23 protein-coding genes and 2 pseudogenes are annotated in these 23,531 nt (G+C 59.1%); 15 read left to right on the forward strand and 10 right to left on the reverse strand.

Annotation, left to right across the window (positions count from 1 at the left end; translation table 11 throughout):
* Positions 1 to 22: 22 nt before the first annotated feature.
* Positions 23 to 1,309, reverse strand: coding sequence for a phosphopyruvate hydratase (eno, locus tag AC0V6U_RS07090; RefSeq protein ID WP_472645470.1), 1,287 nt, complete (start codon positions 1,307 to 1,309; stop codon positions 23 to 25).
* A gap of 170 nt (positions 1,310 to 1,479) precedes the next feature.
* Between eno and AC0V6U_RS07095 the strand changes: the two genes are divergently transcribed.
* The 6 genes from AC0V6U_RS07095 (at position 1,480) to AC0V6U_RS07120 (ending at position 4,465) form a co-directional block, all read left to right on the forward strand.
* The gene (locus AC0V6U_RS07095; RefSeq protein ID WP_472645471.1) at positions 1,480 to 2,127 is read left to right on the forward strand and encodes a hypothetical protein; all 648 of its coding nucleotides are present in this window, start codon (positions 1,480 to 1,482) and stop codon (positions 2,125 to 2,127) included.
* Between the two features lie 23 nt (positions 2,128 to 2,150).
* Positions 2,151 to 2,636, forward strand: coding sequence for a phage holin family protein (locus AC0V6U_RS07100; protein ID WP_472645472.1), 486 nt, complete (start codon positions 2,151 to 2,153; stop codon positions 2,634 to 2,636).
* Complete coding sequence (locus AC0V6U_RS07105; protein ID WP_472645473.1) at positions 2,633 to 3,058, forward strand: hypothetical protein; 426 nt, start codon at positions 2,633 to 2,635, stop codon at positions 3,056 to 3,058. The genes AC0V6U_RS07100 and AC0V6U_RS07105 overlap by 4 nt, the downstream gene beginning before the upstream one ends.
* Positions 3,051 to 3,614 (forward strand): hypothetical protein, encoded by a 564-nt coding sequence (locus AC0V6U_RS07110; RefSeq protein WP_472645474.1) that lies wholly within the window; start codon positions 3,051 to 3,053, stop codon positions 3,612 to 3,614. Before AC0V6U_RS07105 ends, AC0V6U_RS07110 begins: the two co-directional genes overlap by 8 nt.
* A 102-nt stretch (positions 3,615 to 3,716) precedes the next feature.
* Complete coding sequence (locus AC0V6U_RS07115; protein WP_472645475.1) at positions 3,717 to 3,947, forward strand: DUF4170 domain-containing protein; 231 nt, start codon at positions 3,717 to 3,719, stop codon at positions 3,945 to 3,947.
* Positions 3,948 to 3,976: 29 nt separating this feature from the next.
* Complete coding sequence (locus tag AC0V6U_RS07120) at positions 3,977 to 4,465, forward strand: GNAT family N-acetyltransferase (protein ID WP_472645476.1); 489 nt, start codon at positions 3,977 to 3,979, stop codon at positions 4,463 to 4,465.
* Positions 4,466 to 4,485: 20 nt separating this feature from the next.
* Here the strand turns inward: AC0V6U_RS07120 and greA are convergent, their stop codons facing one another.
* From greA to carA, 6 genes and pseudogenes are all read right to left on the reverse strand, one after another.
* Entirely contained in the window at positions 4,486 to 4,962 is a 477-nt protein-coding gene (gene greA, locus AC0V6U_RS07125) for a transcription elongation factor GreA (RefSeq protein WP_472645477.1), read from the reverse strand.
* Positions 4,963 to 5,075: 113 nt separating this feature from the next.
* Positions 5,076 to 8,427 (reverse strand): annotated as a pseudogene (gene carB, locus AC0V6U_RS07130) (carbamoyl-phosphate synthase large subunit).
* A 56-nt stretch (positions 8,428 to 8,483) separates the two neighbouring features.
* Entirely contained in the window at positions 8,484 to 8,813 is a 330-nt protein-coding gene (locus AC0V6U_RS07135) for a hypothetical protein (RefSeq protein ID WP_472645478.1), read from the reverse strand.
* Positions 8,814 to 8,895: 82 nt separating this feature from the next.
* A complete protein-coding gene (locus tag AC0V6U_RS07140) occupies positions 8,896 to 9,405 on the reverse strand; it encodes a hypothetical protein (RefSeq protein WP_472645479.1) in 510 nt (169 codons plus the stop codon).
* Positions 9,405 to 9,722: a hypothetical protein gene (locus AC0V6U_RS07145; RefSeq protein WP_472645480.1), complete on the reverse strand. Its 318-nt coding sequence runs from the start codon at positions 9,720 to 9,722 to the stop codon at positions 9,405 to 9,407. The genes AC0V6U_RS07140 and AC0V6U_RS07145 overlap by 1 nt, the downstream gene beginning before the upstream one ends.
* On the reverse strand, positions 9,722 to 10,903 hold the full coding sequence (gene carA, locus AC0V6U_RS07150) for a glutamine-hydrolyzing carbamoyl-phosphate synthase small subunit (RefSeq protein WP_472645481.1): 1,182 nt from the start codon (positions 10,901 to 10,903) through the stop codon (positions 9,722 to 9,724). The genes AC0V6U_RS07145 and carA overlap by 1 nt, the downstream gene beginning before the upstream one ends.
* Positions 10,904 to 11,045: 142 nt before the next feature.
* On the opposite strand from carA, the gene AC0V6U_RS07155 reads away from it, so the two are divergent.
* From AC0V6U_RS07155 to rpoD, 3 genes are all read left to right on the forward strand, one after another.
* Positions 11,046 to 11,498, forward strand: a complete 453-nt coding sequence (locus tag AC0V6U_RS07155; protein WP_472645720.1) for a GatB/YqeY domain-containing protein — start codon at positions 11,046 to 11,048, stop codon at positions 11,496 to 11,498.
* 124 nt (positions 11,499 to 11,622) lie between these two features.
* Positions 11,623 to 13,539 (forward strand): DNA primase, encoded by a 1,917-nt coding sequence (gene dnaG, locus AC0V6U_RS07160; RefSeq protein ID WP_472645482.1) that lies wholly within the window; start codon positions 11,623 to 11,625, stop codon positions 13,537 to 13,539.
* A gap of 9 nt (positions 13,540 to 13,548) precedes the next feature.
* On the forward strand, positions 13,549 to 15,570 hold the full coding sequence (gene rpoD, locus AC0V6U_RS07165; RefSeq protein WP_472645483.1) for an RNA polymerase sigma factor RpoD: 2,022 nt from the start codon (positions 13,549 to 13,551) through the stop codon (positions 15,568 to 15,570).
* 9 nt (positions 15,571 to 15,579) lie between these two features.
* Here rpoD and AC0V6U_RS07170 read toward each other — a convergent pair whose 3' ends face one another.
* From AC0V6U_RS07170 to AC0V6U_RS07180, 3 genes are all read right to left on the reverse strand, one after another.
* Positions 15,580 to 16,377: a hypothetical protein gene (locus AC0V6U_RS07170; RefSeq protein WP_472645484.1), complete on the reverse strand. Its 798-nt coding sequence runs from the start codon at positions 16,375 to 16,377 to the stop codon at positions 15,580 to 15,582.
* A 117-nt stretch (positions 16,378 to 16,494) separates the two neighbouring features.
* Complete coding sequence (locus AC0V6U_RS07175; protein ID WP_472645485.1) at positions 16,495 to 18,174, reverse strand: M20/M25/M40 family metallo-hydrolase; 1,680 nt, start codon at positions 18,172 to 18,174, stop codon at positions 16,495 to 16,497.
* 154 nt (positions 18,175 to 18,328) lie between these two features.
* Positions 18,329 to 19,237 (reverse strand): DUF1521 domain-containing protein, encoded by a 909-nt coding sequence (locus AC0V6U_RS07180; protein WP_472645486.1) that lies wholly within the window; start codon positions 19,235 to 19,237, stop codon positions 18,329 to 18,331.
* 165 nt (positions 19,238 to 19,402) lie between these two features.
* Here AC0V6U_RS07180 and rpiB point away from each other — a divergent pair, with 165 nt between their 5' ends.
* The 6 genes and pseudogenes from rpiB to rpsD all read left to right on the forward strand — a co-directional run bounded on the left by rpiB (position 19,403) and on the right by rpsD (position 23,467).
* Positions 19,403 to 19,882: a ribose 5-phosphate isomerase B gene (gene rpiB, locus AC0V6U_RS07185; protein WP_472645487.1), complete on the forward strand. Its 480-nt coding sequence runs from the start codon at positions 19,403 to 19,405 to the stop codon at positions 19,880 to 19,882.
* The gene (gene glyA, locus AC0V6U_RS07190) at positions 19,879 to 21,189 is read left to right on the forward strand and encodes a serine hydroxymethyltransferase (protein ID WP_472645488.1); all 1,311 of its coding nucleotides are present in this window, start codon (positions 19,879 to 19,881) and stop codon (positions 21,187 to 21,189) included. Before rpiB ends, glyA begins: the two co-directional genes overlap by 4 nt.
* Positions 21,190 to 21,200: 11 nt before the next feature.
* Positions 21,201 to 21,419, forward strand: a complete 219-nt coding sequence (locus tag AC0V6U_RS07195) for a hypothetical protein (RefSeq protein WP_472645489.1) — start codon at positions 21,201 to 21,203, stop codon at positions 21,417 to 21,419.
* Between the two features lie 9 nt (positions 21,420 to 21,428).
* Positions 21,429 to 21,906: pseudogene (gene nrdR / locus AC0V6U_RS07200) on the forward strand (transcriptional regulator NrdR).
* Between the two features lie 9 nt (positions 21,907 to 21,915).
* Entirely contained in the window at positions 21,916 to 22,653 is a 738-nt protein-coding gene (locus AC0V6U_RS07205) for an RNA methyltransferase (protein WP_472645490.1), read from the forward strand.
* A 199-nt stretch (positions 22,654 to 22,852) separates the two neighbouring features.
* Positions 22,853 to 23,467, forward strand: coding sequence for a 30S ribosomal protein S4 (gene rpsD / locus AC0V6U_RS07210; protein ID WP_472645491.1), 615 nt, complete (start codon positions 22,853 to 22,855; stop codon positions 23,465 to 23,467).
* Positions 23,468 to 23,531 lie beyond the last annotated feature (64 nt).

The following is a 23,531-nucleotide window of genomic DNA, read 5'->3' on the forward strand; positions in this document are numbered from 1 at the left end:
ATCCACCCCATTGCTGCGAGGTTTAAGCGCTCAGCGAACCAAAACAGCCCATTCCCGCATAGGCTGCGCTCGCGCCCAGCTCTTCCTCAATCCGGATCAGCTGGTTGTACTTTGCGAGCCGGTCAGAGCGCGCGAGCGAGCCCGTTTTAATCTGACCGCAATTGGTCGCAACGGCCAGGTCCGCAATAGTGGAATCCTCGGTCTCGCCAGAGCGGTGGCTCATCACAGAGGTGTAGCTCGCGCGGTGCGCCATATCGACCGCAGCCAGCGTTTCGGTGAGCGTGCCGATCTGATTGACCTTCACCAGCAGCGAGTTTGCCAGACCCTTCGCAATGCCCATTTCCAAACGCGCCGGATTGGTCACGAACAGATCATCGCCGACCAGTTGAACTTTGTCGCCAACCGCCTGCGTCAGAGCCGCCCAGCCGTCAAAGTCGTCTTCATCCATGCCGTCTTCGATGGAGCGGATCGGATAGTCTGCGCACAGTTTCGCCAGATAGTCGGCCATGCCCGGACCATCGAGCGACACGCCCTCGCCCGAGATTTCGTATTTGCCGTCGCGGTAAAACTCGGTCGCAGCGCAATCGAGCGCGAGGACCACGTCTTTGCCAGGGGTAAACCCGGCCTGTTCAACCGAAGCCATGATGAAATCAAGCGCCGCACGCGTGCTCGCCAGATCAGGGGCAAAGCCGCCTTCATCGCCGACGGATGTCGCCAGGCCCTTGTCGGACAGGCCCTTCTTGAGCGTGTGGAAAATCTCAGAGCCCCAGCGCACCGCCTCGGCCAAGGTCGGCGCGCCGACCGGCATCACCATGAATTCCTGGATATCGATCGGATTGTCTGCGTGCTCGCCGCCATTGATGATGTTCATCATCGGCACGGGCAGACGATGGGCCGAAACCCCGCCGAGGTAGGAGAACAGCGGCAGGCCGCGCGCATTCGCGGCCGCTTTCGCCACGGCCAGGCTGACACCAAGGATCGCGTTTGCGCCGAGGCGGCCCTTGTTCTCTGTGCCGTCCAAAGCGATCATCGCCATGTCGATATCGCGCTGATCCTCGGCGTGCAGGCCGTCCAGCATCTCTGCGATTTCGCCGTTCACCGCATCGACCGCTTTCAGCACGCCTTTGCCCTTGTAACGCGCCGCATCGCCGTCTCTCAGCTCAACCGCTTCATAGGCGCCCGTCGATGCCCCAGAAGGCACCGCAGCCCGGCCAAAGCTGCCGTCGTCCAGCAACACATCCACTTCAACGGTTGGGTTACCCCGGCTGTCCAGAATTTCGCGGCCGTGCAGATCGATAATCGCAGTCATGTTTTGCTCCGGAGAGAATGTGTTGTATATTACTAAGACACCCCCATATAATGGGAGCAAATGCGCTCTATGCTTCGGATCAATTCCGCGCAAGGCGCGTTGGACTATTGAAGCGGATGTGCCCCTACACATCTGCCGTGAATACGTATCTGGAGGATCAAAACAGACCTATGGCTGACGCAAAGAAATCCAAACCCGCCGCAAAGAGCGGCAAGACCACGGCTAAGAAGGCTCCGGCGAAGAAGGCAGCCACTGCCAAGAAGGCGGCACCGAAGAAAACCGGCGCGACCGCGAAATCAGCTGAGAAAATGCCTGCCGTGCCGGTTGAAACTGGCAGCGAGCACCGTACTGAGGCGAAAAGCCGCTTTAACGCAGCGCTAGAAGAGGCCAAAGCAGGCGCAGCCGCACTGCGCGCCGAGGCTGAGACACGCGCTGGATCTTACCGGGAGAATGCAATGAATAAGAGTGACGATTTGGTGGCAGACGCCAAGGCTTATGGCGATCAAGCCAAAACCAAGGCGAGCGAACTGGCCACGGATGGCAAGGCCGCAACCAGCGACGCAATCGCATCAGTTGGCCGCGTTGTTGGTGATACGGCCGCTCAAATCGATGAGCGTTTCGGCGAGCAATATGGCGATTACGCCCGTAAGGCATCGCGCACACTGGTCGAAGCCTCAGCGAAGCTCGACGCGAAGAGCGTGGACGAGCTGGGCGAAGACGCCCGCGAAATGGTCCGCAAGAGCCCCGGCGTTGCCGTTGGTCTGGCCGCCGTCGCAGGCTTCCTGATCGCGCGCATGTTCCGCGGCTCTAACGATTAATCTGCGCTTGCAAGGGGCTGTGCATGCGTGATGAGGAACAGCCAGACCGTCTGGGAGAGGATGAAAATCCTCACCCGGATGCTACGCCAGCGGGCCTGAGCCCGGTGGAGGGCGAGGCTGTGCCTGATGACGCTGACACCCCCCTGCCCGACAACACAGATGACGATGAATTCAGCGAATCTCTGACAGAAGAGATCGCTGCGCTGATTGATGATGGGCGCACCTATGCCGAGGCGGAGCTTGCGTTCCAAAAACGGCGCGCAGGCCTGGCCGGTCGTAAGGTCGGCGGCGCGCTGGTCTTTGCGATCCTGGCGCTCATCCTGCTGCATTTGATGTTTATCGCCCTGGCGGTTGGTATGGTCATTGCGCTGGAGCCTTTGGTCACGATCTGGGGCGCGATTGGTATCGTCGTCGGTGTCCTGCTGCTCGGTGTGATCGGCTTGCTGCTGCTGGTTCGCAGCAATGCCCTGGGTCTAGTCGCGCTGTTCAAAGGCGATGACGAGGCATGAGCAAGCTCGATAAGCAATTCCTTGAAGACCGCGAGCTGCGCAACGCCGCCCTCGCCGCGCTCAAGGACGACATCACTCACCTCAAAACCGGCCTGTCCGGCAAGGGGCTGGCAGAGCGCACCGTCCGCCGCATTGGCACTGGCGCGAAAGACGCGCTGGGCGATGCTGGCGAAGCGGCGAGCGATAATCGCGGGATTATCGCAGCCTTGTTTGGCGCAATCGCCCTGTGGTTTGCGCGCGGCCCTATCCTCGAGGGGCTGGGCTTGGAGCTGATTGGCGCGGACGAAGACGGTGAAGACCTCGAGGACGACACCTTGGATGATGGCGAAGCAATCGCCGAGATTGAGATAGCCGCAGAAGACGCAGCCCTTTCCCCCGAGGATGCGCTCAGCGAGACAATACGCGGAGACGACAATGACTGACACAGGCGACAAGCGCGACGAGCTGCGCGCCAAAATCGAAGCCAGCGAGCGCCGCAATGCAAAGCGGACCATCGGCGATGATGCGGCAGAGGCGGCGAGCGCAGCGGGTGAGTTCATCAAGAAGAACCCCGCCGTGGCGATTGGCGGCGCGGTCGCAGCGGGCCTGGCGATTGGCATGATGACGAAGCCGGGCCGCCGCGTGGCTGGGAAGGCCGCCAAGGGCGCAGTTAGCGGCGCGAAGAAAGGCGTAGAGAGCGTCAAAACCGCATCTCTCAATGGTGCCAAAAAGCGCAGCAACGAGGTGCTCTCGCTAATCGGCGACGCGGTGATCGCTTATGGGATCAAGGCCATCGATAGCGCGATGGATGCCGCGCAAAGCGGGCAGGATGCGATCGAAGACCTGAGCGATGCTGGCACCGCCAAAGCCCGCGAGCTGAAACGCGATGCTGGCCATGTGGTAGGCAGCGCCAGCGACACGACGCGTGCGATCTCTCGCCGAGCAACGCGCAAAGCAGAGCGCGCGGTGCGTGACATCAAGGGCCGTGTCACCCGCTAAGCCGCACGTCGCTCCGAGTGTTAATGCGCAGGACTTGCGCCCAGCCACGCTTGCTTTAAGGCGCGCGGAGATATTCTTGCTCCCCAAGGAAAGGCGCCAAACATGGAAGAAACCACTCCAACCCAGAAGCTCCACCTCGTCATGGGTGGCCGCGTAACCGACCCTCGCGGGATCGAGTTCGCTGATCCGGAAAGCATCCACGTTGTCGGCGTGTTCAGCAGCTATGACGCCGCTGAAGAGGCATGGCGCGCCCAGGCTCAGCGCACCGTCGATGATGCTGAGATGAAATATGTGGTGGTGCACATCCACCAGCTGCTCACGCCCGACGCCTAAGCCCCTCACAAGGGCGAGGTCAAAGCGCGGTGGAATACACCATCCGTCCATACCGCGATGCCGATGCGGATCGGCTCGCTGAGATCATGCAGGCCGCGATCCTCGCGATTGGCCCTCGAGGCTATTCGCCTGAGCAGATAGACGCTTGGGCGGGCCGCGTGCCTGGCGGCGAACGGTTTCGCGAACGCGTGGCGGCGGATGCGGCGATCTTCATCGCTGCTGACGCTGATGATGTGGCTCAGGCCTATTCGCTGCTGGAGATTTCAGCGGAGGACGGCGGCCACCTCGATCACCTCTATTGCCACCCGGACCGCACGCGACGCGGCCTAGCCGAAGCGGTTCTGAGCGCTGCGGAAACACACGCACGCGAGCAAGGCACCTTCCGGCTCTTTACTGAGGCGAGCGAACTCGCCCGCGCCGCGTTTGAGCGTGCAGGCTACGTGGTTCAGCATCGCCGTGACTTTGAAATAGACGGCGTGCCAATCCACAATTTCGCGATGGAAAAGCCGCTCGACTAGAGCAGCTTCACCCGCAAGACTTAGATGAATTCGATCTTGTTCACGAGGTAGAACTTGTCGCCAGACGGCACCGTCACTTCGATCTCGTCTTCGACCTGCTTACCGATGAGAGCGCGCGCCAATGGCGAGCTGAACGAAATGCGGCCAGCGGCGGCATCAGCCTCGGTCTCACCCACGATCTGGTACTTGATAGGCTTGTCATCATCGTCGAGCAAAGTGACAGTCGCGCCGAACACAATTTTGTCGCCCGTAAGCGTCGCTGGGTCGATAATCTGAGCACGGCTAACCTTGCTCTCGATATCGCCAATCATGGCTTCAACTTGGCCCTGGCGCTCTTTCGCCGCGTGATATTCGGCATTCTCCGAAAGATCGCCATGCGCACGAGCTTCCTCAATCGCATCAACAATTTTCGGGCGTTCATCACGCAAAGCCTTCAGATCGGCGGTTAGCCGCTCATAGCCCTCAGCCAGCATTGGAACTTTTTCCATCGTCGCCATTCCGTCTCTTTCTATTGGCGTAAGCGCCCGAAATTATGGGTCATTTCATGCATCACCGCTTCTGCCGAGGCGGCGAGATTGCATCGAAATGTCGGGAAACTTCGCTGTATTACTCAGCTATAATAGTCCTGCAATGCGCGGACTTCAAGCTGGCTTGGCTTTACAGCGCCAATTGCCGCCGCCGCAGCCTTCGATGCGGTGGCCGTTGTGTAGTACGGAACCTTCTTTTCAAGAGCGGTGGCGCGGATCGATTTGGAGTCCCGCAGCGATTGCCAACCCTCGGTGGTGTTGAAGATGAGCGCAATCTCGCCATCGATGATTTTGTCGACGATATGCGGCTGGCCTTCTGCGACTTTGTTGACCTTCTCAACCGCAAGGCCCTGCTCAGCCAGATAGGTCTGAGTGCCGCCAGTCGCGACCACTTTGAAGCCCTTGTCGATCATGCCGCGCACAGCGGGTACGATCACGCTCTTGTCGCTGTTCTTGACCGAGACAAACAAAGTGCCTTCGCGTGGCAGGGTCATGCCTGCGCCCAATTGCGATTTGAGGAAGGCGGCCTCGAAATTGGTGTCGATGCCCATCACTTCGCCGGTTGATTTCATTTCCGGGGTCAGGATCGGGTCCGCGCCTGGGAAGCGGGCGAATGGGAAGACCGCCTCTTTGATCGCCATATAAGGCAAGTCGCGGCGGAAGGGGGAAGTCTGCCAGTTTCTCGCCCGCCATCACGCGCGCGGCGATCTTGGCGACCGGCTGACCGATGGCTTTGGCAACGAACGGCACCGTGCGGCTGGCGCGCGGGTTCACTTCGATCAGATAGACGACCTGCTTGTCGCCCTCTTCCTTGACCGCGAATTGAATGTTCATCAGGCCGCGCACGCCCAGCGCAAATGCCAGAGCCTCTGCCTGACGCTCCATTTCAGCGATGGTTTCTGGCGGCAGCGAATATGGCGGCAGTGTGCAGGCGCTGTCGCCGGAATGCACGCCCGCCTCTTCGATATGCTGCATCACGGCGGCGACGCGAACTTCTTCGCCATCGCACAAAGCATCGACATCGCATTCGATCGCATCGCGCAGATATTGGTCGATCAGCACCGGGCTCTCGCCGGACACATTAACCGCAGTGTTGATGTAATCATCAAGCTGCGCCTCGGAATCGACGATTTCCATCGCCCGTCCGCCCAGCACATAGGATGGTCTCAGCAGCACCGGATAGCCAATATGCGCGGCGACAGCGGCGGCTTCATCGCGGCTGCGCGCAATGCCATTGGCTGGCTGTTTCAGGTTGAGTTTGTTGACCAGCTTGGCAAAGCGTTCGCGGTCTTCGGCCAGATCAATCGCATCAGGCGATGTGCCGAGGATCGGAATACCGGCATCTTCGAGCGCCTGAGCGAGTTTCAGTGGGGTTTGCCCACCAAACTGCACGATCACACCCACTAGCTCTCCGGTGGATTGCTCGACCCGCAAAATCTCAAGCACATCTTCGGCTGTCAGCGGCTCGAAATACAGCCGGTCCGATGTGTCGTAATCGGTCGAGACGGTCTCTGGATTGCAATTGACCATAATGGTCTCAAACCCGACCTCTTCCAGCGCGAAACAGGCGTGGACGCAGCAATAATCGAACTCGATCCCCTGCCCGATCCGGTTGGGACCGCCGCCCAGAATAACGATCTTTTTGCGGTCTGACGGCGCCGCCTCGCACTCCGGCTCTCCGAATGTCGGCGCCTCATAGGTCGAGTACATATAGGGCGTGATCGCCTCAAATTCGGCGGCGCAGCTGTCGATCCGCTTAAACACCGGGCGCACGCCAAGCCGCTCGCGCAGCGCTCGCACTTCGTCTTCGCTGGTCGCCCCAGCCATCGCGTGCAATGCATCATGCAGCAACCCGCTGCGCTTAGCCTGCGTCTCGGCCATGCCGCCCGCAACCCCGACAGAACGCACCGCCAAAGTCGCCAGCCGCTTGTCGGAAAAGCCCATCGCCTTCAGAGCGCGCAGCCCGTCTGCATCTTGTGGCAGGCCATTTTGAGCAATGCCATTCTCTGCCGCGACAATCGCCTCAATCTGGCGCAGGAACCACATGTCATATCCGGTGATCGGCTGAGTTTCTTCCGGCGTCATGCCCTCGCGCATCGCCTGAGCAACGTTCAGCAGGCGGTCGGGTGTGCGCTGGCTAAGCGCGGCGGTGACGACATCGCGGCTCACCCCTTCCAACTCGCGAACGCGGTTGAACCCGTCGAGGCCCGTTTCCAGTCCGCGCAAAGCCTTTTGCATGGATTCCTGGAAGTTGCGGCCAATCGCCATCACTTCGCCGACCGATTTCATCGCGGTCGATAGCTTCGCCTCTGCCCCTTTGAATTTCTCAAACGCAAAGCGCGGGATCTTCGTGACGACATAGTCAATCGTCGGCTCAAAACTGGCCGGGGTCGCGCCGGTGATCTCGTTGGTGATCTCATCCAGCGTGTATCCCACCGCCAGTTTCGCCGCGACGCGGGCAATTGGAAAGCCGGTGGCTTTGGAAGCCAGTGCGGATGAGCGCGACACGCGCGGGTTCATCTCGATCACGATCAGGCGGCCATCCTTAGGATTGACCGCAAACTGCACGTTCGACCCACCGGTTTCCACGCCAATCTCGCGCAGTACGTTCAAGGATGCGGTGCGCATGATCTGATATTCTTTATCGGTCAGCGTCAGCGCCGGGGCGACCGTGATGCTGTCGCCGGTGTGCACGCCCATCGCATCGACATTCTCAATCGAGCAGATGATGATGCAATTGTCCTTGCGGTCGCGCACGACCTCCATCTCATATTCTTTCCAGCCGAGCAGCGATTCCTCGATCAGAACCTCGGTGGTGGGCGATGCGTCGAGCCCTTCGGAGACGATCTTGTCGAACTCCGCCTTGTTATAGGCGATGCCGCCGCCCGTGCCGCCAAGCGTAAAGCTGGGCCGGATGATCGATGGCAGGCCAGTGCGCTCCAGAATTTCGCGTGCTTCCTCCAGCGTGTTGGCAACCCCGCTGCGTGCGCTTTCTAGGCCAATGGAATCCATCGCATCTCGGAAGCGCTGGCGGTTCTCCGCCTTATCGATCGCATCCGCCTTTGCGCCGATCATCTCAACGCCGAATTTCTCCAACGTGCCATCCGCATCCAGCGCGAGCGCGCAGTTAAGTGCGGTTTGCCCGCCCATCGTCGGCAGCAAGGCCATTTTCTCATCGGGATGCGCCGCGCGCTCTTTCTCAATGATCTTGGTGACGATCTCTGGCGTGATCGGCTCCACATAAGTGCGATCGGCGAATTCCGGATCGGTCATGATCGTGGCCGGATTGGAATTGACCAGAATGACCCGGTACCCCTCCTCTTTCAGCGCCTTAATCGCCTGAGTGCCCGAGTAATCGAACTCGCATGCCTGGCCGATGATGATCGGCCCTGCACCAATGACGAGGATGGAGGATATGTCGCTGCGTTTGGGCATCTAGGCGTGACCCTTAAAAGGATGGTTGTGGTGGGTGAGAGGCATGGCGGCGGTGATCATCCGTTGGTGCCCCAAATTCTTAGGCGTAAGCCGACATCTTCGGCTGAGCGGATACAGGCGACCTTCTCTTCCGAGAGTTTCGGGTCGACGATTGTGAGCAATGAAACGCCATCTGTCGCTTGCGAATAGATCGTCCGGCCAAGCTGGCACTGGTCAACAATCGCCTGGAGCACTTTCTTCGGCTCGCGGTAATATTGGCCTGCACCCGCTGTTCCGGGGATGCCTCCGCCAGAGTAAATTTCGATCTGATAACGCGCGGTGGCCGGGATAGCATCATCATGCTTCGCCGCGTCATAGTCTTCGATCAGATATTGTTTCTGCTTCATGCGGCGCGGCGCAGGCAGAACCGCTGGCAAGCACTGCCGCGCAGGTGCAGGAGAGCAAGAGTTTAGTATGGCTGAACATGAGTTAGACGCCCCCGCCATCGGCGCTACCGCCGCTCGAGCTCTGCAGCTTGAAACTGATCAGTCGCATACCCGGCTTTTGCATGGCGCATCCCGTGGCAAGCACCTGATCACCCGGCAGCGCCTTGCCTCGCACGCGGTAGAGCGAGGGATCTTCGCCGAAATAAAACGCGCCGTCCTCCGTTACGCTCAGCTCCATAAAGGCCGCGACAGGTGGCGCGGTCGCGCCAAAGGCGGACGTCCGCAGTGAGCCGCGCGAGTCCCCGGAGGCTGGCACAATCATTTCATTGATCGCCATCAGCTCCATTTTGGTAATGTCGAAAGCATAGGTCGGGACCACCTGCCCCTCGGCCGCTTCGAGCAATTGCTTCACTTCCAGCTTGCCAGACAGGCGCGCGGCGCATTCCTCAGCGGTCTCTTCAACCTCGCGCCAGTCTTTGTCTGCGAATGGGTTCTCGCACGCCGCAAGGGGCAGCATCGCCATCGCGGCAAGAAAGGCGCGCGCAGGGCGCATCAGAAGGACGGCACCTGCATCTGGCCATCGGGCAGCTTGATCGTTGCTTCGGCATTGAGCTCTTTGATTTGGCCCTTCACGCAGACAATCATGTTCACCATCGCATCATTGTCGCGCAGGCTGCTGAGCACGATTTGCGAGCGGCCAAAACTGTCCGTGCCAAAGCTGGCATCGGCCAGCTCGCATTCGGCGATGATATAGTCATACTGCGCGCGATTGAGCGGTTGCTCCTCGCCCTGATGCGCAAGATCGCTGGCCGGGTTGGAGCAGGCCGCGAGAGCGAGCACTGCAAAACCGCTAGTTATTGCGCGGAGCATCACCCCAGACCCCCGACGAATTTCTCAAACAGGTAGAAGCTGTCTTGCGGGCCCGGCGAGGCCTCTGGGTGGTATTGCACGCCAAATGCGCGTTTGCCTTTCACTGCGATCCCGCAATTGGAGCCATCGAACAGCGATACGTGCGTCTGCTCAAGGGTATCGGGCAGGCTATTGGCATCCACCGCAAAACCGTGGTTCATGCTGGTGATTTCGACCAGCTCGAGCGTCTCGCCCCAGCCTTCGCCAACCCGCTGAACCGGGTGGTTTGCGCCGCGGTGTCCCTGGTGCATCTTCACCGTCTTCGCGCCCGCGGCCAGCGCCAGCATCTGATGGCCTAAGCAAATGCCGAACAGCGGCATGTCGCGCTCCAGCAGAGCCTTGATCACCGGCACCGCAAATTCGCCGGTTGCCGCAGGATCGCCCGGCCCGTTCGAAAGGAACACGCCATCAGGAGACAACGCGAGGATATCCTCCAGCGAGGTCTGTGCGGGCACCACGGTCACTTTTGCGCCGGCCCGCACCAGATTGCGGAAGATGTTGTCCTTCGCCCCGTAATCAATCGCGACCACATGCGGGGTCGCGTCAAACGCCGCGCGGCCATAGCCGTGCCCCAGTCGCCAATATCCGCCTTCCCAGTTTTCTTGCGCCTCGCGAGAGACGCGGCTGGCGAGGTCCATGCCCTCTAGCCCAGCCCAATCCTGCGCGCGCTTGATCAATGCGGGAATGTCGAACGTGCCGCTGGGCGAATGCGCGATTACGGCATTGGGAGCGCCGGACAGGCGGATGCGGCGCGTCAGCGCGCGGGTATCAACCCCCGCCAGCCCGATCTTGCCATTGGCCGTCATCCATTCGGTAAAGCGTTCAGCGGAGCGGAAGTTTGAGGGTTCCGTCACATCCTCGCGCACGACGCAGCCAACCGCGCCCTCCACCTGGCTTTCAATGTCTTCGCCATTGGTTCCGACATTGCCGATATGCGGGAAAGTGAACGTCACGATCTGCGCCGCATAGCTGGGATCGGTCATCACTTCTTGATAGCCGGTCATCGCCGTGTTGAAGCAGACCTCGCCGACACTTTCACCGGCGGCGCCAAAGCCGCGTCCCCAGATCACCGAACCATCGGCCAGAACAAGGACTCCCGTCGCGCCGGTGGGTTGCGCGCGAGAAGATGCGGTGTCGGCCATAGGGCGCTCCGAGTCAGTGGGTTTCCAGCAATGTCGCTAAGACCCACGGGCTAAGCTTGCACCTCGCCCGCGTCAACCTATGTCAGGGCCCATATCTCAGCTAAAGAGCCGGTTGGCTCAAACCATCCACAAGAAAGACCACATAATGCGCGACACCATCAAAGCCGCTACGATTTCCGCGATGAAGGCAGGCGAAAAGGAGCGTACAGCAACTCTGCGCCAGATCTCCGCCAAGATTAAGGACCGCGATATTGAGCTGCGCACCTCCAATAAAGAAGTGCCGGATGATGAGCTGGTGACGTCAGTCCTGCAAAAAATGGCAAAGCAGCGGCGCGAATCGATCACGATGTATGAAGATGGCGGACGCGCGGAACTGGCCGCGAAGGAACAGGCGGAGCTCAGCATTATCGAGGAATTCCTGCCGACGATGATGAGCGAGGAAGAAACCGCCGCCGCCATCGCCGCGATCAAGGACGAGCTTGGCGCGGACAGCATGAAAGATATGGGCCGGGTCATGGGCGAGCTGAAAAAGCGCCACGGCGCGCTGCTCGATGGCGGAATGGCCAGCGGGCTGGTGAAGGCAGCGCTTTCTTAGATCCAGCCCGCTGTACGAGAACGAAAACCATCCCGTTCATGTCGAGCGGGTGATGCACAGGTGACGCACGTGTATTCGGTCAATATCGCTCGACACGAACGGGACTAGGGAGTCATAAGAACGCATGGCACTTTCCCCGCAATGGCTGGACGAACTGCGCGCGCGTGTGACGCTGTCAACGGTCATCATGCGCACGGACAAGCTGCAAAAGGCCGGGCGCGAGTGGAAGGCGTGCTGCCCGTTTCACGACGAGAAATCGCCCAGCTTTACGGTCAATGATCAAAAGGGCTTCTACCACTGCTTTGGCTGCGGCGCGCATGGCGATGTGATCCGGTGGATGACTGACCAGCGCGGCATGGGCTTTATGGATGCGGTGAAGGAATTGGCGGCCGAGGCCGGGATGGAAGTCCCAGCGCCAGACCCTGTGGCAGCAAAGAAAGCGGAAAAGCGCGCCAGCCTGATCGATGTGACCACCGATGCGCAGCAATGGTTCATGGACAATCTGCGCAGCGGATCGAGCGCAGAGGTACGCGAGGCTCAGGAATATTTGAAAGGCCGCGGCCTCACCCGCAAAGTGCTGGATGAATTCGGCTTCGGCTACGCTCCGGAAAACAAGCAGGCGCTCGCTGGTGCGCTATCCAAATTTGACGAGACAGTGCTGGTTGAGACCGGCATGCGGATCGCCACCGATGATGGCACCAAATATGACCGCTTCCGGGGCCGCATCATGCTGCCGATCCAGGACGCGCGCGGGCGGGTGATCGCCTTTGGCGGGCGTATCTTAGGCAAGCGTGAAGGCATTGCGAAATACCTCAATTCGCCGGACACCCCGTTGTTCGACAAGGGCCGCACGCTTTACAACCTGCACCGCGCCTCCCCCGCCTCTCGGCAAACGAACCGAGTGATCGTGGTCGAGGGCTATATGGATGTCGTCGCACTGGCGCAGGCAGGGTTTGAGGACGCCGTCGCCCCGCTCGGCACGGCGCTCACTGAGATGCAGTTGGAAATGCTGTGGCGCATGGTCGAGGTGCCGACCCTGTGCTTTGACGGCGACAATGCGGGGCAAAAGGCGGCGATGCGCGCGATTGGCCGCGCTTTGCCGATGCTCGCGCCGGGGCGTTCGCTCAACATTGTGCGCCTACCCAGCGGCATGGACCCGGACGATCTGATCGCGAAAAGCGGCCCGCAGGCGATGGAGAAATTGCTGAGCGAACCCGCCAGCCTGCTGGAGACTTTGTGGCAATTTGAACGCGATGCGCAGCCGCTGGACAGCCCCGAGGCCAAGGCGGGCCTCAAGAAACGCTTGCTCGATCATGTCGACACCATCGGGCACGGAGACATTGCGGCCCTCTACCGCCGCGAATTGCTTGACCGTTATTCCGCATTTGCCTTCCCGCCCAGAGAACAACGCGGTGGCTCAAACTCAAACTGGCGCAGCGGAGGCGGCAGCCAGGGCTTTGGCAAACCGCGCAATCCAACCCTGTCGGCTGAGGCGCGCGGCCAGTTGCAACGCGCCATGTCCGGCGGGATGCGGGACGCTCTATCGCGCGCCGTAATCGCAGGCCTTGTCCGCCATCCAAACGAGATTTCACGCCACTCAGAGGCGCTCACACGGCTCGCCCAACTCGACCCGAAAACAAATGATCTGGTGGAATCCTTGTTCGAACTTGCAGAAACGCTTGATTCGGGGGGCACAAACGCCATATCAGAGGCGCAAGGCCTTCCCGCCCCACCGGACGATAGTCGTTATGCTTTCCTCAGAGAAGGCACCACACCGAGTGATGCGAGCGAGGAATTGGCTGAAGCTGTGTCGTTACTGGTCGAAAGACCTGCGCTGGATGCTGCGCTATTGGCAACCATCGCTAGGTTTGACGAAGACCCTGAAGGATCGATGGCTGAGCAAGCCCGGTTACGACAAAGCCAGACATTATTGAATGATCGATTGAAGGCCTTCGGGCGCCGCAAGGCCGCACAAGCGGCGACAACAGATTTAACCTCGACGCCAGATGACGATCCGGCGAGCGACTTTAGAACGGACTAATTGAGATCCATGGCTTCAAAAGCTAAAGCGCAAGATAAAGAAGATGCTCCACTGATCGACCTCAACGAGGCGTCAGTTAAGAAGCTCATGACCAAGGCGAAGAAAAAGGGCTACATCACTTATGATGAGCTCAATGAAGCTTTGCCGTCTGGTGAAATGAGCCCGGATCAGATTGAGGATATCCAAACCGCTTTGTCGGAAATGGGCGTTCAAATCGTCGAGAACGACGAAGAGGCTGAGGCCGAAGCCGAGCAAGAAGCCGAAGTGGCTGAGATGCAGGTTGGCGACGAGAAGAAAGACGCCAAGAAAGCGCCTGCTGCAGCGGTCAAGAAGACCGGCACGGGCGAGCGCACCGATGACCCTGTTCGCATGTACCTGCGCGAAATGGGCGCGGTGGAATTGCTCAGCCGCGAAGGTGAGATCGCAATTGCCAAGCGGATCGAAGCTGGGCGCGACATGATGATCATCGGCCTGTGCGAAAGCCCGATCACGTTCCACGCGATCATCCATTGGTCCGAGGCGCTCAACAACGAAGAAATGCAGCTGCGCGAGATCCTCGATCTAGACGCGATGCTTTCCAAAGAGCCGCCTGCCGACAAAATGGCAGAGGGCGCCGAGGATGATGACGACGGCGAAATCTCTGAAGAGACCGCTGGCCCAACTATCCGCGACGATGATGACGACGACAGCGACGAAACATCCGACGAGGATGAAGAGGGCGAAGAAGGCAGCTCCAAGCGCGAAGAAGAAGAGGAAGAGGACAACACTCTTTCGCTCGCGCAGATGGAAGCCACGCTTAAGCCGGACGCGATCGAGCGTTTTGCCCGCATCACCAAGCTATTCAAAACCTTTGAAAAACTTCAGGCTGAGCGGGTCGACACTCTGGCGGCTGGCAATGAATTTCCGAAGGCCAAAGAGAACAAATACGAAAAGCTGGGCGAAGAGCTGACGGCGGAAGTCGAAAGCATGCAGTTCCACGCGACCAAGATCGAATTCCTGGTCGACAATCTCTACGCCTTTAACCGCCGCCTGACCGCGCTGGGCGGCCAGATGCTGCGTCTGGCAGAGCGTCACAAGATTAAGCGGATCGACTTCCTCAAAAGCTATGTCGGCAATGAGCTCGACGACAGCTGGATCAAGGCGAACGCGAAGAAAGATAAGAAATGGGCCGCTTTCGTTGAGAAAGAAGGCGCAGCGGTTGAGCGTATTCGCACCGAAATCACCGATATTGCCGCCAACACTGGTATGGCTTTGCCGGAATTCCGCCGCATCGTGAACATGGTGCAAAAGGGCGAGCGTGAGGCGCGCATCGCCAAGAAGGAAATGGTGGAAGCCAACCTTCGTCTGGTGATCTCTATCGCCAAGAAATACACCAATCGCGGCCTGCAATTCCTTGATCTTATTCAAGAAGGTAACATCGGCCTGATGAAGGCGGTTGATAAGTTTGAATATCGCCGCGGCTACAAATTTTCGACCTACGCTACATGGTGGATTCGTCAGGCGATCACCCGTTCGATCGCCGACCAAGCGCGCACGATCCGTATTCCGGTCCATATGATCGAGACGATCAACAAGCTGGTGCGCACATCGCGGCAATTCCTGCACGAGGAAGGCCGCGAGCCGACCCCAGAGGAAATGGCAGCGCGTCTGTCCATGCCGCTGGAAAAAGTGCGCAAGGTGATGAAAATCGCCAAGGAACCGATCAGCCTCGAAACGCCAATTGGCGATGAGGAAGATTCGCACCTGGGTGATTTCATCGAGGATAAGAACGCGATCATCCCTGTGGATGCCGCGATCCAGGCAAACCTCAAGGAAACCGTCACCCGCGTGCTCGCATCGCTGACCCCGCGTGAGGAGCGCGTGCTGCGGATGCGCTTTGGCATCGGCATGAACACCGACCACACTTTGGAAGAAGTGGGTCAGCAGTTCAGCGTGACCCGCGAACGCATCCGTCAGATCGAGGCGAAGGCGCTGCGCAAGCTCAAGCACCCAAGCCGGTCGCGTAAGATGCGCTCGTTCCTGGATCAGTGATCCAATAAATTAATCTGAATCAGAGACACAATCATCGACATCAGCAAGACTCACGTTGTTAGACGTTTGAGCACATCTTGCCTTTATTTTTGATTTTACCTCTGCTTCACCCGCTAGACTATCAAGCTCTAGGATTGCAGAAGAAAGAGTGCCTGCGCGGTAATACCTATTGATATCGCGCAAACCTCTCGACAGCGGATAGTCATCATACGCACTTTTCTTCAGACCAACAGTAATATCCGCGAGTATGTCTGCCCTATCGCTACGCATTGCTTTGACCAAGGCAGGGATTGTTTGCTCAAAATAGAACTCTTTTGAGACTAGTGTGTTAGTTGTACCGGCAAAAGTTTGGACTGCAGTCAACGCTCGAAGAGCATCTACGTTTTCTGTAACGATGTCAGCAAAACCTAGGACCGTATCCAGAGTACCAAACGCAAAATTGCGCTTGGCATTCCCAGCGATTATATTGCCCTCATAATTCGAATAGTTATTGTCTACGACATATAGCAAAGAGTTCAAAATAACGTTTCTATCTCTCACACAGCGTGCATGAACGGCTACAGCAGCACTGGTAGACTCACACCGTTCAATTACTTCTAGCCACGAACCGGGTATAACGCCACTCGCAGGGCAACCAGCTTTATTAGCAACGCAGACAGCATTGGAATGCCGGTCTGATATTTTTTTGAAGCCATTTCTATCCAATGGTCTCATAGGTATTTGCCCTACTCCAGGAGCAGGAATTGATGAACAACCAGATAATACGAAAGATGCAGATGCAATTATAGAAAAGATAATTTTTTTCATAACCCCCCTTAGAAAATCGACGAATCGCCAAATATTTCTAAAATCAATGTAATAGAAAATTAACTTCTTCCAATAACTAATTTTTAGCTAACGATTTGCACTAATACCTCAACACCTCTAGCCCTTCATTGAATCGTAAAGCGGCACCGTATCGGCGACCGGGTCAAACCGCACCCAGGTCGCAATCGCGAGCGCGCCGACTAGGCAGGCGCCCGCTATCACAAAGCAGCGTTTTGCATTCACCGCCGGGATTAGAGGGCCGAGCACCGGCACCAACAAAGCCGCGAGCAGAGCCACCACCATCGGTACATCCGGCCCGACACCTTGCATAAATTGATGTCCAAACTGCAGCATCAGTCCCAGCACCACTCCGCCGCAGAGCGCCGCGACCACTTTCGTGATTGCTCCATCAGACTTGCCCGTCACCACCCCAAGAATTCCAGCGAGCAGCAGCGGCCAGACCACCAGAAACGCAGTGGTGGGGACGAATATCTGCATGGCGAGAGCGATCAGAACGCCCACAATGCTCCCGCGCCGCCCCGCCCACAATGGCGCGCTGACCGCGAGAGCTGCGATACAGATCAACAGCGCCTGCGCCTCCAGCATCGGGATTGCAGCCAGACGGTCGTAATAGATGCCCTCGCCAGCCCCCTGCCCTGAAATCGCATTGAACGTGTAAAGCGTGAGCCCGCCGCCCAGGATCACCACCGCCGATGCGGCCAGGCTCCTCCACCAGCCACCCGGCGAATTCATCCGCAAGCAATTCACATGCAGCGAGGCAGTCATTACGAACAGCACCCAGCCAACGACCGTGCCGTAATGCAGCAGGAAAATTCCGAACACATCGAAGAACGTGCGATCCTCCGCCGCCTCTGGCAGAGCATCCGCATTGGCGAGCGCCAGCGTCAGCTCAAGCGTCTGAACTCCCATATCCTGCACCGCGCCCTGATCCAGGTTCTCCGGCGTGGCCTTGGGAGAGTGATACAGGCCTGGCCTGCCAATAAATGACAGGTTGTAAGCCACATATGGCCGCGTGAGCGCAGGCGTCAGATCGGTGTCATTGGGCAGAACCTCGTAAACAAAGGTCGCCAACGAAGACCCGCCGGGCCGCGAGACGGCATCGGCATAGAGCTCAATCGCTGCGCCATTGTCTTTCGAGGTTTGGAACAGGGTCGTGCGTCCACCCGCACCGCGCGCCTCCAGATTGATGATCGCGCCGACCCGGTCCGCCAGCGGATTTTCATCGATGAATTGCTGCGCGCCGAGCAGGCCCAGCTCCTCGCCATCGGTAAACAACACGACGATATCGCGCGCGGATTGCCCCTGGCTGGTAATCGCGCGAACCGACTCCAAAATGCTCGCAACACCTGCTGTGTCATCGGAGGCTCCGGGCGATCCCCAGACTGTGTCGTGATGCGCCATCAGAGCGATGGCGGGCTTTGAACGGTCTCGTCCAGGTATTACGCCGATTACATTGGTCAGTGTCAGCGCGTCAGGCGCCTCGCCGCTCCACCGGCCAAATCGTGCCAAGCTTCGCTCTGGCACCGGCCCTTCAACTAGCGAAACCTCCGCGCCCAGCTCCTCCAGCTCAGCTGCCAAATACTCCCGCACTTTCGCATTGGCGGCGGAACCGGTCGGGTGCGGCTCTGCGGCGATAACCCGCACGTGCTCTATCGCCCGCTCAGCAGAAAAGCTCGCCTCATCGCTGTCGATTCTGGCCGGGGATTGCGGCGTGGTGCCCAAAATCGCCAGCGCAATGCCGATCAGAGCAGTCACAGCCAATGTCAGCCAGCGCATTCAATTCCCCCTGCCTTTTCCAAGCGATGCGCAAGCTTCTTCAGTATCTTGCGGGAAAAGCCAAGGGCGACGTGCCTCAGGCCCGCATCATGCCAGAGCTAAGAAAGCGCCCGTTCTCCAAAGGGAGCTAAGAATTCGCAATGCAGAACGCGGTCTAGCAATGAACTCGCGGCTTGCGTTCCCAAGTATCCTCCGCATCATCGCCCAGCTCAGCAGTGAAATTGGCCAGCCCTTCATACATGATAAACTCGCTGAAGAGTGGTAGTGTTTGTGCCCAGAAAAGCCATCGACTCCCAGGCCCCAATTGGCCGCCAATGCGGGTAGCATCCAAGTCTTCTTGGGTCGCGATCTCTCCAGTAGAAACTGAGCGCCAGCCGATCCCTTCCACATTCTCCTGCAGGAGATATCCATCGCGGTGCTGCCTATCGAGGGCATAACCCTCTTTTGATATCTGTAGTGAAAGGTCGCCAAGCTGATTTTGGCTAATGCCATCAATGACCACCGCATTGTGCCCTTTTGTGATCACGACTTTGCGCGCAACATAGGCGTTGGGATTCTCGTCCCATTTCTCGGTCTTGATCGTGATCTTCGCACCGTTTTCAAGCTTGAACGTGGTCGTCCCCCAAAAGTCGAACGCCCGTATTCCATCGCCACCGATGTGCGGATCACCCCAGATCCTCGTGTATTCACTTGTGTTCGCGTTGAAGACTTCAATCTCGCTGGATCGCTCATCAAAATTGAGAGTGTAGCCATCACCCAATTGCAGCTCAGCGCGCCCTTCCCCCGTGGTCTTCGCTATCCATTCTTGCACAGGTTCTGGACCCGCGCTGGTTGGGCTTGCCTTCGCCAGTGGTGGAGGATGGAAGTCTGCGCCAGGGTCGCAGTCGGTATAACAGCGCGCGACCATCAATTCCGGCGTGGTGGCCGAAGCAAAGCGTCCGGCGCCCAGCGGGTCTTGGAATTGGCCAGAGATATCGGGCGAAATTTGCACCGCGTCCTCAGAAAGGAGCGGGCTCATCAGGCGCGTGATGACGGACAAACCGCCGCCATCCGGGTTGATCATTGCAATTCCCCTATATTGCGGTCGCTCTCTCCCACATTGCCAAGGGAGTTGCACTCTGCGTTTCGCGTAGATCACCTCTGCAAAACGCATAGATTTGGGGAAGCCGCCGGAAAAGCCGCTTGGTGGGCCTAGTCATCGGGCGCGCGAGCCACTAAATCAGCCCCCATGCGTATAGCAATTGCATCAGATCACGCCGCGACCGAAATGAAAGCGGAAATCGCCGAATGGCTCATCGAAGAAGGCCATGAGGTGGCCGACCTTGGCCCGGCGGCGGGTGAGAGCGTCGACTACCCGGACTATGGCTATAAATTGGCGGAAGTCGTCGCGGAGGGAACCGTCGAGCGCGGCATCGCCCTGTGCGGATCGGGCATTGGCATTTCAATCAGCGTAAATCGCCATCCTGGTGTACGCTGCGCGCTGGTGTCAGAGCCGCTGTCCGCTGCCCTCGCGCGCGAACACAACAATGCCAATGCCATTGCGCTGGGTGCGCGGCTGACCGGCATTGAGATGGCCAAGAGCTGCATCGCGACCTTCCTAGAAACAGAATTCGCCGACGCTGATGATCCCGCTGGTCGGCATCAGCGCCGCGTTGCCAAACTCGGCACCCCGCCCATCCAGACGACACGAATCGAGACCCACCAATGAGCACTGCCCCTTCTGACGTTCTGCCCGTGATGGACGGCTTCTGGAACGATGATCTCGCCGCCGCTGACCCGGAAATCGCAGCCGCTGTCACCAGCGAACTCGCCCGCCAGCGCGACAAGATTGAGCTGATCGCGAGTGAGAACATCGCCAGCCGCGCGGTGCTGGAAGCTACCGGCAGTGTTTTCACCAACAAATATGCCGAAGGCTATCCGGGCAAGCGCTACTATGGCGGCTGCGACTATGCCGATCAGGTTGAAACACTGGCCATTGAGCGCGCCAAGCAATTGTTTGGCTGTAATTTTGCCAATGTTCAGCCGAACAGCGGCAGCCAGATGAACCAGGCCGTGTTTCTCGCTCTGCTAGAGCCGGGCGACACCTTCATGGGCCTTGATCTCAATTCGGGCGGTCACCTGACCCACGGCTCGCCTGTCAATATGAGCGGCAAATGGTTCAACCCGGTCAGTTACGGCGTGACCGAGGGTGATGAGCTGATCGATATGGACGCAGTGGCGGCCACGGCGCGCGAGCACAAGCCAAAGCTGATCATCTGCGGCGGCACGGCCTATTCGCGCACCTGGGACTTCGGTGCTTTCCGCGAAATCGCCGATGAGGTGGGCGCCTATCTGCTGTGCGACATGAGCCACATCTCTGGCCTCGTTGCAGGCGGCGCGCACCCATCGCCATTCCCGCATTGCGACATCGTCACCTCGACCACGCATAAGAGCCTGCGCGGTCCGCGTTCTGGCATTATCCTGTGGAACGATGAGAATCTGACCAAGCCGCTGAACATGGCGGTGTTCCCCGGCCTGCAAGGCGGCCCGTTGATGCATGTGGTGGCCGGTAAAGCGGTGGCTTTCCGCGAGGCATTGCAGCCCGAGTTCAAAACCTATGCGCACCGGATCGTTGAAAACGCCCGCGCACTGGCTGCTAGCCTTGAGGAGAACGGCCTGCGGATCGTATCTGGCGGCACGGACAACCACTCCATGCTGGTTGATCTGACGGCGAAAGACGTGACCGGAAAGGCTGCCGAGGCTGGTCTCGACCGCGCTTGGCTCACCTGTAACAAGAACGGCATCCCGTTTGACACACGTTCGCCATTCGTGACCAGCGGCATCCGTCTGGGCACACCAGCGGGCACAACACGCGGCTTTGGCCCGCTTGAGTTCCGCACGGTTGGCAAGCTGATCGCAGAAGTCGTCGATGGTCTCTCGAAGAACGGCCCAGAGGGCGATGCGCAGGTTGAGGAAAGCGTTCGCGCCCGCGTCAGCGAGCTTTGCTCCGCCTTCCCTGTCTATCCGGGTATGTGAGGGCCAAATCCATGAGCACCCCGCAAGATGACGGTCCTGACTGGATTGACGATACCAAGGCTGAACTTTCCGGCATGGCCAAGGAAGGGATGAAGCACCCTTCGACCAAGCCCGTGCTGACCGGCGCAGCGATTGGTGCGGTTGCCGGTGCAATCCTGCCCGTGATCAGCCTGCCGCTCGGCCTTGCTGCTGGCGCTGGCATCGCCTTTTACAATCGTATCAAGAAGTAGCCCCGAACCATGCGCTGCCCCTTTTGCGCGAACGACGACAGCCAGGTTAAGGACAGCCGCCCGACCGAGGACGCAACCGCGACCCGGCGCCGGCGTCAATGCTCCAGCTGCGGCGCGCGCTTCACCACCTTTGAACGCGTGCAATTGCGCGAAATCGTGATCGTCAAAGCAGGCGATGACGGTCAGGAGGAACGCCGCGAGCCGTTTGACCGGGACAAGCTGGAACGCTCCGTCTCGCTCGCCTGCCGCAAACGCGGCGTGACACAGGACCGGATCGACCGGTTGGTCTCCGGTATTCAGCGCCAAGTCGAAACCGCGCGGCGATGCCGAGGTGCCCTCTGCCAAGATCGGTGAGATGGTGATGGAGGGGCTGAAGCAGATCGACAGCGTCGCCTATATCCGCTTCGCCTCGGTCTACCGCGACTTTTCAGAAGCGCGCGATTTTGAGGAATTTGCCAGCACCGTGCAGGAAGCGGCGCAGGACTGATCCGCGCGCATGTCCAGCAACAACCAGCCCATCATCGTCCTGGTCCGCCCGCAAATGGGCGAGAACATCGGACACGCCGCGCGCGCCATGCTCAATTTCGGGCTGACCGAGATGCGCCTAGTCGATCCGCGCGATGGCTGGCCCAATCCCGCCGCTGGCCCCACGGCGGCTGGCGCGGACATTGTGCTGGAGCAAGCTCAGGTCTTCGCCAGCACTGAGGAAGCGGTGGCCGATTGCGCGAATATCTATGCCACGACTGTGCGCAAACGCGGCGTTTCAAAGCCGGTGGTGACGCCCGATGAGGCCGCACGCGAGATCAAGGCCCAGAGCGGGCGCAGCGCCATTTTATTCGGACGCGAGGCCTCCGGCTTGGCAACCGAAGACGTAGGCCTAGCGCGCAGCATCCTCACAGTGCCAATCAATCCGGAATTTGGCTCGCTCAATCTCGCACAAGCAGTGATCCTGTGCGCTTACGAATGGTCAAAAGTGGTCCGCAGCGAGGCTGGCCTTGCTCAGCCACCGCAAGAGGATCTGCTGCCCCCTGCCCCGCAAGAAGAGCTCGATGGATTGGTCGGGCACTTTGAGCAATTGCTGGAGCCAAAGGGCTATTTCCTGCCCGAGCCACGGCGCGAGGCCACCGCGCAAACCTTGCGCAATGTGCTGACCAAGCCGGGGTGGAACCACCTGGAAATCCGCACCTTGCGTGGGGTCTTGTCTTCGCTCGGGCGGACGCGGCGCGATCCCTAGGCCAAACGCGCGGCAAATACGGGGCGCCGAAGCGGCGACAAAGGCTTGACGCGCCCCGCAATCCTGCTATTCGCGCGCCTTCGCAAATTGGCTCCGCACCCCGGTGAAGCGGTAGCCGCGTTTGAGACATCTCAAGCGGAGCGATGCCGGGTTAAACGGTCGCCACTGGGGCGGCTCATGCAATTTGAAAGATGTATCTATGACGAAGCGTACCAGCTCGAAGCATAAACTTGACCGCCGGATGGGTGAAAACATCTGGGGTCGTCCAAACTCACCAGTGAACAAGCGTTCTTACGGTCCTGGCCAACACGGTCAGCGTCGCAAGAGCAAGATGAGCGATTTCGGCCTTCAGCTGCGCGCGAAGCAGAAGCTCAAAGGCTACTACGGCGATGTCACTGAGAAGCAGTTCCGCAGCACCTATAAAGATGCGACCAAAATCAAAGGCGACACCGGCCAGAACCTGATCGGCCTGCTTGAGCGCCGTCTCGACATGATCGTTTACCGCGCGAAATTCGCGCCAACGATCTTTGCCGCCCGTCAAATCGTCAGCCACGGTCACATTCTCGTGAACGGCGTAAAGTGTAACATCGCCAGCCGCCGCTGCGATGTGGGCGACGTGATCAGCCTCGGCGCGAAAGCCAAGGAAATGGCGCTGGTTATCGAGGCGCAAAGCCTGCCAGAGCGTGATATTCCTGATTATGTCGCGCCTGACGGCACCGACAAGATCACTTTCACCCGCGTACCGAAGCTCGACGAAGTGCCTTACCCGGTAACGATGGAACCAAACCTCGTGGTCGAGTTCTACTCGCGCTAATCCGCGAACATCCGATAAGAAACAGGGCGGTCCCCTCCTTCAACGGAGCGGGCCGCCCTTTTCT

This window comes from Erythrobacter sp. W36 (genome assembly GCF_057364935.1).